Here is a 12,350-nt window from a genome sequence, read left to right on the forward strand (position 1 = left end):
GGGTGACCTCGTCTCGTTCGCCAGCACACGGAACACACCGTGTGCCACGCTCCGGAGATGGACGGCTCAAAGGGGACGAGCGAGCACGACCCGGGACCAACCGACGGGGCAGTTTCGGCGCCAGGTCGTGACGTTGGGCGTCTCGTGCTCGCCGAGCACCGAGGCGCTGTCGACGGCTTCCCGCTGTTCGTGGCCGATGTCGCGCCGATATTCAGCAGCACCGTGGACGGCGGCGTGGACGCAGTGTGCGAGTCGTGCGGGACGGCGCTGTTGACGGGTGTGCACCCGTCACCAGTTCGTCGAGGTCCTCTTCAGGTGCCCCTCGTGCGGAGCGATCGTGCGCGCCCGGCGAGAGCCGGGCGACCCCGACTGGGGCGTGCCGGTGCAGTTCCAGCCGGAGACCATCCCCGTGCCGGCGCCGAGACCGATGAAGCCGGCCATGGTGGTGGGCCCGCCAGCCAGCGGCTCTGCTCGTCGCAAGCACGTCGAGGCGACGCCGTGGCCGAGGTGGTCGCGCAACGCTCCTGAAGCGCGCGCGAAGGTGCTGGGGAGCCCGTGTTTGCGCGCCACTGGCCCGTTTCTCCGCCGCCACGTGCTGTTCGAATGGTCGTGCCACCATGTGGGGATGACCGACGCCACCGCCTCCGACGGCGCGCCCCGCAAGCCGCGCGCCCGCCGCACCGCGCCCGCCGCCACGGCCGCCACGACCGCCGCGGGGCGCACCAGCACGAGCACGGGCCGGACGGGCACCCGGTCGACCGGCACCCGCACCGCCGCCTCGCGGACCCGCGCGGCCAGCACGCCGGCCACCGCCGAGGCGGACGGCCAGACCACGACGCCCGCGGCGCCGGCGCGCCCCCGCACCCTGGCCCCCGAGCTCGCCGCGCACATCGCCGAGCACATCGAGATGGGCGACGGCACCCGCGGCGAGCAGCCCGCGCCCGAGGCCCCGCTGCCCGCCGACCGGTTCCTCGACCGCGAGGTCAGCTGGCTGGCGTTCAACCAGCGGGTCCTGGAGCTGGCGGAGGACGAGACCCAGCCGCTGCTGGAGCGGGTGCGGTACCTCGCGATCTTCGCGTCCAACCTGGACGAGTTCTTCATGGTCCGGGTCGCCGGCTTGAAGCGCCGCATCGCCACCGGCCTGGCCGTCACGGCGGCCTCCGGCCTGAGCCCGCGCCAGGTGCTGGAGGCGATCAGCCAGCGGGCGCACGAGCTCGCCGCCCGGCACGCGCAGGTGTTCGCCGACCAGGTGCAGCCCGAGCTCGCGACCCAGGGCATCACGCTCGTGCGCTGGGAGCAGCTGGGCGAGGCCGAGCAGGACAGGCTGCGCAAGTACTTCCGCAAGCAGATCTTCCCGGTGCTGACCCCGCTGGCGGTCGACCCGGCGCACCCGTTCCCGTACATCTCGGGCCTGTCGCTGAACCTTGCCGTCGTCGTGGTGAACCCGTCGACCGGCAAGGAGCACTTCGCCCGGGTCAAGGTGCCGCCGCTGCTCCCCCGGTACATCGCCGTCGACTGGCGCGGGCGCCCGACCGACGCGTCCGGCTCGGCCTCGGACCGCGGCCCCATGTCGTTCGTCCCGGTCGAGGACGTCATCGCGCAGCACCTCGACCAGCTGTTCCCCGGCATGGAGGTCAGCGAGCACCACACGTTCCGCGTCACCCGCAACGAGGACGTGGAGGTCGAGGAGGACGACGCGGAGAACCTGCTCCAGGCGATGGAGAAGGAGCTGCTGCGCCGGAAGTTCGGCCCGCCGGTCCGCCTGGAGATCGCCGACTCGATCAGCCCGCGCATCCGGTCGCTGCTGGTCCGCGAGCTCGGCGTCGCGGAGGACGAGGTCTACGAGCTGCCCGCGCCGCTGGACCACACCGGCCTCAACCTCATCGCCGACCTGGACCGCGCGGACCTGCAGTACCCGCGGTTCGTGCCGACGACGCACCGGTTCCTGGCCGAGGTCGAGAGCGCCAACCCGACGGACGTGTTCGCCGCGATCCGAGCACGGGACATCCTGCTGCACCACCCGTACGACTCGTTCTCGACGTCGGTGCAGACCTTCCTCGAGCAGGCCGCCGCCGACCCCAAGGTGCTGGCGATCAAGCAGACGCTGTACCGGACGTCGGGCGACTCCCCGATCGTGGACGCGCTGATCGACGCCGCCGAGGCCGGCAAGCAGGTGCTCGCCCTGGTCGAGATCAAGGCCCGGTTCGACGAGCAGGCCAACATCGAGTGGGCCCGCAAGCTGGAGCAGGCCGGCGTGCACGTGGTCTACGGCATCGTCGGGCTGAAGACGCACGCGAAGCTGTCGCTCGTCGTGCGCCAGGAGTCGGACGGCCTGCGCCGGTACTGCCACGTCGGCACCGGCAACTACAACCCGAAGACCGCGCGGATCTACACGGACCTGGGCCTGCTCACCTGCGACCCGGACGTCGGCCAGGACCTGACCCGGCTGTTCAACCAGCTGTCGGGCTACGCGCCGAAGTCGCGGTTCCACCGGCTGCTGGTCGCCCCCCGGTCCGTGCGCTCGGGACTGATCGAGCGCATCGACCGCGAGGCGGAGGCCGCGCGCGCGGGCCGGCCGTCGTGGATCAAGCTCAAGGTCAACTCGATGGTCGACGAGGAGACCATCGACGCCCTGTACCGCGCCTCGCAGGCGGGCGTCCCCGTCGACCTGTGCGTCCGCGGCATCTGCGCGCTGCGGCCGGGCGTCCCGGGGCTGTCCGAGACGGTCCGGGTGCGCTCGATCCTCGGCCGGTTCCTGGAGCACTCCCGCGTCTACGCGTTCGCCGCGGACGCCGGGGTCACCGAGGAGGTCGCCGACATCGGCCGCGAGGGCAGCACCCTGCTGCCCGGCCCGGAGGTCTACATCGGGTCGGCCGACCTCATGCACCGCAACCTCGACCGGCGCGTCGAGGCCCTGGTCCGGCTCTCGGACCCGGACCAGGTCGCGGAGCTGGTCGGCCTGCTCGACGAGTCGATGGCCGACGAGACCTCGTCCTGGCACCTCGGCCCCGACGGCGCCTGGACCCGGCACGCGCAGGGACCGGACGGGCCGCTGCGCGACCTCCAGTCCACGCTGATCTACCGCCAGCGCCGCCGCCTGGGCTCGGGCCGGTGAGCGCCGGGCCGACCGCGCTCGTCCGTGCGGCGGGCGCCCTCGTCTGGCGCGTCCGCCAGGGCCGCCTGCAGGTCGTCCTCGTGCACCGCCCGCGGTACAAGGACTGGTCCTGGCCGAAGGGCAAGCTCGAGCCCGGGGAGCACGTGACCACCGCCGCGGTCCGCGAGGTGGAGGAGGAGGCCGGGCTCGAGATCGTCCTCGGCCGCCCCCTGCCCGGGCTGGAGTACAAGCTCGCGGACGGGCGGCGCAAGCGGGTGCACTACTGGGCGGCGCAGGTCGCCGGCCGCCCCGACCGCCCCGCGGTGCACGCCCGCCCGCCGGCCGTGCACGCGTCGCGCGACGAGATCGACGCCGTGCGCTGGGCGGACGTCGACGTGGCGCGCAAGCGCCTGACCCGCGAGGACGACCGCATCCCGCTCGACGCGCTCGTCGCCGCGCACGAGGCCGGGACGCTGGACACCCGCGCGGTCTTGGTCGTCCGGCACGGCCGCGCCAAGAGCCGGTCGTCGTGGAAGGGCGAGGAGGGCACGCGCCCGCTGACAGACGTCGGCCGGCTGCAGGCCGGGGCGCTGGTGCCGGTGCTGTCCGCCTACGGGGTCGCCGACGTGGTCACGAGCCCGTGGCTGCGGTGCTGCGCGACCGTCGAGCCGTACGCGACGGCGGCGGGGCTGACCCCGGACCGGCGCGAGCCGCTCACCGAGGCGGAGCACGCCGACTCGCCGGAGAAGACCGCCGACGCGGTGGCCGCCGTGCTGCGCACCCGGTCCGACCTCGCGCTGTGCACGCACCGGCCGGTGCTGCCGACGGTGCTCGACGTCGTGCGCGCGCACGCGCCCGAGGACGTCCGCGACCGGCTGCCCGCCGAGAACCCGTACCTGCGGCCGGGCCAGGTGCTCGTGTGCCACGTGGTGCGGACGGACCGCGACGCCCCGGACGAGGTGCGCGTCGAGGACGTCGAGCTGCACACGCCGCTGGGCAGCTGACGCCCCCACGCACGACGACGGCGCGCCACCCCGGCGAGGGGCGGCGCGCCGTCGTGCGTCGCGTGGGAGCGGGGTGCCTCAGACCGCGGCGCCCTCGAGCGTCCCGGTGACGGGCTCCTCGACCATGAGGATGCACTGCACCTCGCGGTCGCCGTCCGCCCACGACACCTCGCTCGGGGTCAGCGGGCCGGCGCCGATCGTCGAGGTCTCGTACGCCATGCCCACGAACGGCTCGAACGCGTCGTAGCAGAACTGCTCCGCCTGGGTGTCGATGTCGGCCGGGTACTCGTCACCCTTCAGGCGGGTCTCGGCGTAGACCTCGCCGTCGTGCGGCTCGCTGCACGGGACGGTCGGCAGCGACTCGACCTGGGTCTCGGTCACGTCGGCCACGTTCAGGCAGTCGCCGACCTCGAGGGAGAAGACGTTCACGTCGGCCGCCTCGGTGATCTCCCCGGACGCCTCGTCGCGCTGGCCGTCGCCCGCGCCGCAGGCGGACAGGGCGAGCGCAGCGCCGGCCGCCAGGGACACAGCGGACATCCAGCGCGCGGTCAGGTTCTTCGCAGTCATGGGACGAGTGAATCGCGTCCCCGTCGCGAATGTCCAGTTCGCACCCGTTCGGGAACGTTCGGGCAGCACCTAGGGCGCGCCACTCACCGCCGCGTTCAGACACCCACGGACTGGGCGACACCCTACGGTCGCCACGAGGACCCACCGGCCGACGACGAGGACGTGCCATGGCAGACCTGACCACCGATCGCGCTGCCGTCGACGCCGCCGCCTCACGGCTCGCCGGGTACGGCCACACGCTCCCGAGCCCCTGGGCCGCCGACGTGGACGGGTGCGGCAGCGGTGCGGTCGCCGAGGCGGCGAGGGCCGTGAACGCCACCGTCGGGGCGTGCGTCCTCGCGGCCGCGGCGGAGCTCGTCCGCGCCGGTGACGGAGCGCGAGCCGCCCAGGCGGAGCTCGACCGCGTCGACGCCGGCCTCGCGGCAGAGGTCCGCCCATGACGGCGTGGACCACCACCGATCCCGGCGCCGGCGACCTCGACGGGCTCAGCGGTCTGGCCGCGCAGCTCGACGCGATCGCCCGCCACCTCACCGAGCTGGGCGCGTTGCTCCCCGGGATCAGCTCGTCGACGGCGGGTTGGACCGGTGCGGCCGCACGGGTGTGGCGCGGCCGCCTGGGGTCCCTGCGCGCGGACGTGCACGCGCTCGCCGACCAGACCGACGCGCGAGCGAGCGCCCTCCGGGTGTACGTGGCGCGGGTGCAGGACATCGCGGACCGTGCCGGTCCAGCGCGGAGCACGCTCGCCGAGCAGGGACCGACCGCCGCACGCCCGCCGTCGCTCACGACGACGCCGCTCGGCCGGCAGGACGCCGACGCGGCTGCCGCCGCGCGCCTCCGGTGGGAGTGCGCCGTCGCAGACGTCCGCCGGGCACGGGACGTCCTCGCCGACCTCGCGGAGGAGCGTCGCGTCGCGGACGCGCTCGCCTCCACCGATCTGCAACCGGTGCAGGTGCACGACTGGGACGCGCTGGGCGCGACCCTCTCCCGGTCGGGCATCCGCACGCCCGGTGCGGTCGATGCCGACGCAGTGGCCGAGATGATCCTCGGCGCGATCACGGGACCCCTGCGCGCCGGCAGGCTGACGCAGGACGACCTCGAGCGCATGACCCTCCTGGTCGGGCGCTGGGCGGACGACCCCGCTGTGATGGCCCGGGTCTTCCGGACGCTCGGCGGGCACCGCACCGCGCAGCTCGTCCAGCTGCTCGGCGACTCCGTCCTGGCGGTCGCGCTGGACCACGACGAGGTCGTCGACCTGGCCGTCCGGCTCCGGGCCGGGTTGTCGGTCGGGTCGACGCTGTGGTCCGACCGGGACGCACGACGGTTCGTCGCCGGGCTGTTCGGAGCGGACGACGCCGCCGGGGCGCTCGCGTTCCTGTTCGGGGACCCGGTGGTGCACCCGATGAGTGCGACGCTCGCGACGGCTGCCGCCGACGCGCTGGAGGCGTACGAGCGCTCCGAGGGGCCGATGCTCGCCGCAGCCGTCGGCGGCGGGCTGCTGCTCCTGCACGGCGCCGCGGGCAGCACCCCGCTCGGCGCGCCCGAGAAGGCCGACGTGGGCAACCACGTCCTCGGGACCCTGGCCCGCTACCCCGACGCCGCGCTCGCGTGGTTGACCGGTGGGGAACGCATTGACAAGGGCGAGATCCCGGTGCACACGCGGGTGGAGTACCTGTTCGCGGTGCGCGACTCGTCCGTCGGCGGGTTCGAGGGTGCCGCCGCCCTGTGGGCCGCGGTGCAGCGCGCCACCGGGGGCGCGCTGTCCGACCCGATCGACCCCGAAGTCTGGACCTGGCAGCAGGAGGTGAACGGCCAGGTGTTCCTGGCGCTGTCGCGGAACCTGGCGTTCCGGCCGGGTGACGTGACCGAGGGCGCGGCCTGGCACCTCGCCGACGCTGTGGTCGGGCAGGCCGCGGCGCTGACGCGGAGCCTGACCGAGGACGCCCTGACCGGGTGGAGTCGCGAGGGCGACCCGCAGGTGCTCCTGATCACGACCGAGGGGCCGCATGCCCGAGCGGCCGTCTCCCGCCACCTGATCGCCGCGGTGCTGACGAGCGTGACCCAGCACCCGGCCGTCCGGGACTCGTTCGTCGCAGCGGTCGTCGGCGTCCAGGACGCGCTCCTCGGGTCCGGCGCGACGGGCCAGCAGACGCTGGACGGCGTGCTGGCCTGGCACGGCGCCGCAGTCGGGGCGACCTCGCAGCACGCGCTCACGCAGGCCGAGCTGCGCGACGAGTTCCGCACCGGCGTCACCGGTGGCCTGCTCGGCTCGGCCGAGGCGGCCGCCGCCCTCATCGTCAGCCACCCGGCGCTCGCGGTCGGGGCGGCCGCCGCGGCGCAGGTCGCCGGGCGGCTCGGCACCACGTGGGTGTCCCAGTACGACCAGGCGCTCCGCTCGATCGACGACCAGCAGCTCCGCGAGGACGTCGCGGCGCGGCGCGTGGCCGCGCAGCTCGCCGAGCTGCTGGACGGGTCCGAGCACCAGGCGATGCGGATCTACACGGACACGCGCGACGCGTTCCGCTCGCCGACGGGAGGCTGAGCCCGGTGGCCCGGCGCCGTCGCACGCTCGTGCTCGGCGCGCTCGGTGCGGCGTTCGTGGTCGCCGTCATGGTGTGGCACCCCTGGGCGCGTTCCGCGGTGCCCCCGCGCGGCAGCGCGGAACCCACCCCCGCCGAGACTGACGGGCCGGTCCACGTCCCCGCGATCACCTGGCCCTACGGCACCCCCGACGACGGGCCCTGGGCCGACGACCAGTGGGTGCTCGCCCTCCGCCGGTACGACCTGCTGGCCTCGGCAGCTGAGTATCACCACAACTACTCCGACCCCCGCCTGGCCACCTTCGCACCCCAGAGCGCCATCCGGGGCAGCGCCCAGAAGCGGGCCGCGGAGCTGCGACGGGCGCTCGACCCCGACGACCCGGCCCACCGTCCGGTCGAGTACTTCCCCGGCCCTCGCCCGCAGATCATCCTGGACGTGGCACCCGACGACCTGGGCGCGACGATCCGGGTATGCGTGCCCGAGACATGGGGAGCCGCTTCCGCCGAGGACGTCCACGACCCACCTCGCACCGGGATCACCGCCAGGTGGAGCATGTATCGGGCCGACAGCGAGATCTGGCCGTCGAGCTTCGGCCGTGAGATCCCTCCCGGTGGCGGCACGACCCCGTGCGACCTCTCTCGCGTGCGCTTCGGGTACTTCGACCCCGCCCCGCCCTACGGCGAGGCCGTCGACCCGGGCACGGTCATCGGACCCGACGGCACCCCGGTCTCCCCGGTCAGTTCAGGAACGGGCTCAGCATGAAGTACACGAGCGCGGCGACCGCGGCGGCCGCCGGGATGGTGAGCACCCACGCGATGCCGATGTTCTTCGCGACGCCCCAGCGGACCGCGGACAGCCGCTTGGTCGCGCCGACGCCCATGATCGCCGAGGTGATCGTGTGCGTGGTCGACACCGGCGCGTGCAGCGCGAACGCGTTCACGTAGAGCACCACCGCGGAGACCGACTCGGCGACGAACCCGCGGGCCGGGTCGAGCTCGATGATCTTGCGGCCGAGGGTGCGCATGATGCGCCAGCCGCCGGAGTAGGTGCCGAGCGAGATGGCGGTGGCGGCGGCGAGCTTCACCCAGAGCGGGATGCCCTCGTCCGGGTTCGCCCAGCCGACGGTCAGCAGCGCCATGAAGATCACGCCCATCGTCTTCTGCGCGTCCTGCAGGCCGTGGCCGAGCGCCATCGCGGCGGCCGAGACGGTCTGCGCCAGACGGAACCGCCGGGTCGTCCGCGACGGCGACGCGTTCCGGATGAGCCAGAGCAGGCCGACCATGACGAGGAACGCCAGGAAGAACCCGATCAGCGGCGAGAAGATCATCGGCAGGACGACCTTGTCGACGATCGCCGAGCCGTAGATCATCAGGCCGCCCGCGAGGCCGGCGCCCACGAGGCCGCCGATGAGCGCGTGCGTCGAGGACGACGGCAGGCCGAACCACCACGTGATGAGGTTCCACACGATCGCGCCGACCAGCGCGCAGAGCACGACCACGAGGGCCTGGTGCGGTGACGCGTCGCCGAGGTCGACGATCGAGGTCGCGATCGTCTCCGCGACCTCGGTGCCGAGCAGGGCGCCGGTGAAGTTCATCACCGCGGCCATGAGCAGCGCGGCCCGCGGCGTCAGCGCGCGCGTCGACACCGAGGTGGCGATGGCGTTGGCGGCGTCGTGGAAGCCGTTGGTGTAGTCGAAGCCGAGGGCCAGGGCGACCACGACCACGACGAGCGCGAGTTCCACCGGGACTCAGGACTCCTTGAGCGCGATGGTCTCGACCATGTTCGCGACCTTCTCGAACGCGTCGGCGGCGTCCTCGAGCTTCTCGACGACCTCCTTGAGCTTCATCAGGAGGATCGGGTCGGTGATCTCGTCGAACATCTGCGCGAGCAGCTTGCGGTGCGACTTGTCGGCCTGGTTCTCGAGGCGGTTGACCTCGACCCAGTACTCGGCGAGGTTCTCCATCGAGCGCAGCCGGGGCATCGCCTCGGCGGTCAGCTCGGCCGAGCGCTGCAGCACCTGCACCTGGTCGGCGACCCTCGGGGGGAGCTCGTCGATCTTGTACAGGACGATGAGGTCGGCGGCCTCCTCCATGAAGTCCATGCAGTCGTCCAGCGCCGACGCCAGTCCGTAGATGTCGTCCCGGTCGAACGGGGTCACGAACGTCTGGTTGAGCCGCCGCATGATCTGGTGGGTCGCCTCGTCGGCGAGGTGCTCGGCGTCGCTCATCTGCTTGGCGAGCGCCTTGCGGGTCGCGCGGTCCGCGCCCAGCAGCTCGGCCAGCAGGTTGGCTCCGGTGACCAGGTGCGCCGCCGACGCGGCCAGGAGGTCGAAGAACGAGGTGTCGCGCGGGGTGAGGCGCAGGCGCACGAGAAGCTCCGCAGGAGATGGGCTTGGTCAGGCACAGGCTAGGGCAGCCGCGGGGTGAACTCACAACCCCGCAAGTGAACCCAGGGTGAACGCACAGCATCCTCAGCGTGACGCACGACCGCCCGGCCCGCGCGTGGGACGGAGGTCACACGCCGAGGCCGGGCGGGAGGGTGAGGACGCCGGACCGGGAAGCGCCTCTCGGCGCGAGGCCGCTCGGAGCGGCTTGAGTTGGAGCCCGGGGCTACCGCGGCCCGGCGTCGGTTACGAGTTTACGCGCCGCCGGGGGCCACGTCCTGGGCGCGGACGGGTGAGCATCGCCACGGCCGGTGCGGGAACAACCCCGCGCGGCTCACTCGAGGGAGCCGGACCGCCACAGGTGCGCCGCCTGCTCCAGCTCCTCCGCGGTCCGCACGAGCGACCCCGCGCTGCGCGTCAGGCGGGCGGAGGCGTCGTCGCCCGTGAGGTCGAGGTGGTCGGCGTCGAAGGCGGCCCCGGTCGCGAGCACCCGGCAGAACGCCGCGCCGCGCTCCAGGGTCACCGCGAGGTCGCCGGTCCACACGCCCGACAGCACGGCGTCGAGCAGCACGCGCAGCTCCTCCGGCCCGGGCGGGCTGACGACCCCGACGACCACGTGGTGCACCGGCGCCGCGTCGAGCCCGAGGCGGTACCGGTCGGCGAGGGTCGCCGGGTCCCGGCGCACCCACTCGCGCAGCACGTACAGCCGCCACAGGGTGCCGGGCAGGGTCGTCGCCGGGCTGTCCGACCACAGGGCCGCCACGACGTCCAGCCCCTCGGTCTCGACGAGGCGCACCAGCCGCTCGACGAGCGCCGGGTCCTCCTCGCCCTCGGCCCGTCCGCGGTGCACGATCGCCGCCGCCGTGGTGTGCGCGACCTGCGACCGCAGCGCCGGGTCCATGTCGCCGGGCAGCTGGTCGGCGTCGCGCGGGTCGAGCATGGCGGGGCGGCGGAACCGCGGGCGGTCGTGGGGGGTCACCCGTCGATTGTCCGCCGGATCGCGGCGCGCGTCGCGGTCGGTCCCCGCCGGCGGGCGGTCCGCCGCGGGACGGGTTACGGTTCCCGCCGCGCACCGCGGCCCGGCCCTCCGGGTGCGGGATGCGCTGCGCGGGTGAAAGGTGAGAACGCCTCGACCGGCGCCCGACGACGTGCTCCGGCCCAGGTGTTCTCTTCGCAGGACGAGCGGAGCAAGGAGAAGACGTCATGGCCGAAGGCAGTGCCCGACCCTCGACGGGGAGGCACCCGTCGCACAACAAGGCGATCGGCCTCGCGGTCGCCGCCGCGGTCGGCGGGTTCCTGTTCGGGTTCGACTCGTCCGTCATCAACGGCGCCGTCGACGCGATCCAGGGCCAGTTCGACCTGGGCGCGACCCTCACCGGGTTCGCCGTCGCCGTCGCGCTGCTCGGCTGCGCCGTCGGTGCCTGGGCGGGCGGCCGGCTCGCCGACCACTGGGGTCGCACCAAGGTGATGGTGCTGGGCTCCGTGCTGTTCTTCGTGTCCTCGATCCTGTCCGCGATCGCGTTCAGCGTCTGGGACCTGATCATCTGGCGCGTCCTCGCCGGCGTCGGCATCGGCATCGCCTCGGTGATCGCCCCCGCCTACATCGCCGAGATCGCCCCCGCCGCGCTGCGCGGTCGGCTCGGCTCGCTGCAGCAGCTCGCGATCACGCTCGGCATCTTCGCCGCCCTGCTGTCCGACCAGCTGCTGCAGGAGGCCGCGGGCGGCGCGTCCGAGGAGCTGTGGCTGGGCTGGGAGGCCTGGCGCTGGATGTTCCTCGTCGCCGTCGTGCCCGCCGCCGTCTACGGCATCCTCGCGCTGCGGATCCCCGAGTCGCCGCGCTACCTGGTGGCGAAGGGCCGCCGGGACGAGGCGGTCGCCGTGCTGGAGAGCGTGCTCGGACCGGACGAGGACGCCCGCGAGCGCGTCGCGCAGATCGAGAAGACGATCGAGAAGGACAAGGCGCTCGAGGCGCAGGCCACCCTGCGCGGCCCGCGGTTCGGCCTGCTGCCGGTGGTGTGGGTCGGCATCCTGCTGTCGGTCTTCCAGCAGTTCGTCGGCATCAACGTGATCTTCTACTACTCGACGACGCTCTGGCAGGCCGTGGGCTTCGACGAGAGCCAGTCGTTCCTCGTCTCCACGATCACGTCGGTGACCAACGTGGCCGTCACGTTCATCGCGATCGCCCTCATCGACAAGGTGGGCCGCCGCCCGATCCTGCTGACCGGCTCGGCCGGCATGACGATCTCGCTCGCGATCATGGCGCTGGCGTTCACGCAGGCGTCCGGGTCGGGCGAGGACGTCTCGCTGCCGTCGCCATGGGGCCCGGTCGCGCTCATCGCCGCCAACGCGTTCGTCGTGTTCTTCGGCGCGTCCTGGGGCCCGCTGGTCTGGGTCCTGCTCGGCGAGATGTTCCCCAACCGGATCCGCGCCGCCGCGCTGGGCGTCGCCGCCGCCGCGCAGTGGATCGCGAACTTCGTCATCACGGTGACGTTCCCGCCGCTGCTCGACACCTTCGGCGCGACGGGGCCGTACCTGATGTACGCGGTGTTCGCCGGTCTGTCGTTCTTCTTCGTGCTCGGCAAGGTCCCGGAGACCAAGGGCGTCGAGCTCGAGGACATGGAGGACCTGCCCCCGGCGCGCCGCCGGGAGGCGCGGGCCTGACGCGCTCGTTTGCGCCCGACCGAGCCCCTCGCGGAAACTTCGCGGGGGGCTCGGCCGTTGTCACGACGGCCGTCATCGCTCGAAGGGACACGCTGTGGGTACG

10 protein-coding genes are annotated in these 12,350 nt (G+C 73.5%); 6 read left to right on the forward strand and 4 right to left on the reverse strand.

What is annotated here, in order from left to right; all coding sequences use genetic code 11:
• Positions 1-907: 907 nt before the first annotated feature.
• Entirely contained in the window at positions 908-3,115 is a 2,208-nt protein-coding gene (locus tag J5O08_RS08250; protein WP_218706444.1) for an RNA degradosome polyphosphate kinase, read from the forward strand.
• Complete coding sequence (locus tag J5O08_RS08255; RefSeq protein WP_217616416.1) at positions 3,112-4,098, forward strand: NUDIX hydrolase; 987 nt, start codon at positions 3,112-3,114, stop codon at positions 4,096-4,098. The genes J5O08_RS08250 and J5O08_RS08255 overlap by 4 nt, the downstream gene beginning before the upstream one ends.
• Before the next feature lie 78 nt (positions 4,099-4,176).
• Here J5O08_RS08255 and J5O08_RS08260 read toward each other — a convergent pair whose 3' ends face one another.
• Positions 4,177-4,665: a septum formation family protein gene (locus J5O08_RS08260; RefSeq protein ID WP_218706403.1), complete on the reverse strand. Its 489-nt coding sequence runs from the start codon at positions 4,663-4,665 to the stop codon at positions 4,177-4,179.
• A gap of 167 nt (positions 4,666-4,832) precedes the next feature.
• On the opposite strand from J5O08_RS08260, the gene J5O08_RS08265 reads away from it, so the two are divergent.
• Genes J5O08_RS08265 through J5O08_RS08275 form a run of 3 tightly spaced genes read left to right on the forward strand, consistent with a single transcriptional unit; the run spans position 4,833 to position 7,965 of the window.
• Complete coding sequence (locus tag J5O08_RS08265; protein ID WP_218706405.1) at positions 4,833-5,105, forward strand: hypothetical protein; 273 nt, start codon at positions 4,833-4,835, stop codon at positions 5,103-5,105.
• Positions 5,102-7,204, forward strand: coding sequence for a hypothetical protein (locus J5O08_RS08270; RefSeq protein ID WP_218706406.1), 2,103 nt, complete (start codon positions 5,102-5,104; stop codon positions 7,202-7,204). The genes J5O08_RS08265 and J5O08_RS08270 overlap by 4 nt, the downstream gene beginning before the upstream one ends.
• A gap of 5 nt (positions 7,205-7,209) precedes the next feature.
• Positions 7,210-7,965: a hypothetical protein gene (locus tag J5O08_RS08275; RefSeq protein ID WP_218706407.1), complete on the forward strand. Its 756-nt coding sequence runs from the start codon at positions 7,210-7,212 to the stop codon at positions 7,963-7,965.
• Here the strand turns inward: J5O08_RS08275 and J5O08_RS08280 are convergent.
• From J5O08_RS08280 to J5O08_RS08290, 3 genes are all read right to left on the reverse strand, one after another.
• Complete coding sequence (locus tag J5O08_RS08280) at positions 7,940-8,944, reverse strand: inorganic phosphate transporter (RefSeq protein ID WP_218706408.1); 1,005 nt, start codon at positions 8,942-8,944, stop codon at positions 7,940-7,942. The two genes, J5O08_RS08275 and J5O08_RS08280, sit on opposite strands and share 26 nt — an antisense overlap.
• A 6-nt stretch (positions 8,945-8,950) precedes the next feature.
• Positions 8,951-9,571: a DUF47 domain-containing protein gene (locus J5O08_RS08285; RefSeq protein ID WP_217616419.1), complete on the reverse strand. Its 621-nt coding sequence runs from the start codon at positions 9,569-9,571 to the stop codon at positions 8,951-8,953.
• 349 nt (positions 9,572-9,920) lie between these two features.
• The gene (locus tag J5O08_RS08290; protein WP_147797069.1) at positions 9,921-10,526 is read right to left on the reverse strand and encodes a hypothetical protein; all 606 of its coding nucleotides are present in this window, start codon (positions 10,524-10,526) and stop codon (positions 9,921-9,923) included.
• A gap of 263 nt (positions 10,527-10,789) precedes the next feature.
• Here J5O08_RS08290 and J5O08_RS08295 point away from each other — a divergent pair, with 263 nt between their 5' ends.
• On the forward strand, positions 10,790-12,247 hold the full coding sequence (locus J5O08_RS08295; RefSeq protein WP_218706409.1) for a sugar porter family MFS transporter: 1,458 nt from the start codon (positions 10,790-10,792) through the stop codon (positions 12,245-12,247).
• The last annotated feature ends 103 nt before the right edge of the window (positions 12,248-12,350 follow it).

Source organism: Cellulomonas sp. PS-H5, assembly GCF_019265565.1.
Classification (GTDB): domain Bacteria; phylum Actinomycetota; class Actinomycetes; order Actinomycetales; family Cellulomonadaceae; genus Cellulomonas.

Coding starts and splice junctions, on each gene's coding strand:
- J5O08_RS08260 (WP_218706403.1), bottom strand. CDS start 4,665: ATGACTGCGAAGAACCTGACCGCGCGCTGGATGTCCGCTGTGTCCCTG.
- J5O08_RS08290 (WP_147797069.1), bottom strand. CDS start 10,526: ATGCTCGACCCGCGCGACGCCGACCAGCTGCCCGGCGACATGGACCCG.
- J5O08_RS08270 (WP_218706406.1), top strand. CDS start 5,102: ATGACGGCGTGGACCACCACCGATCCCGGCGCCGGCGACCTCGACGGG.
- J5O08_RS08295 (WP_218706409.1), top strand. CDS start 10,790: ATGGCCGAAGGCAGTGCCCGACCCTCGACGGGGAGGCACCCGTCGCAC.
- J5O08_RS08250 (WP_218706444.1), top strand. CDS start 908: ATGGGCGACGGCACCCGCGGCGAGCAGCCCGCGCCCGAGGCCCCGCTG.
- J5O08_RS08265 (WP_218706405.1), top strand. CDS start 4,833: ATGGCAGACCTGACCACCGATCGCGCTGCCGTCGACGCCGCCGCCTCA.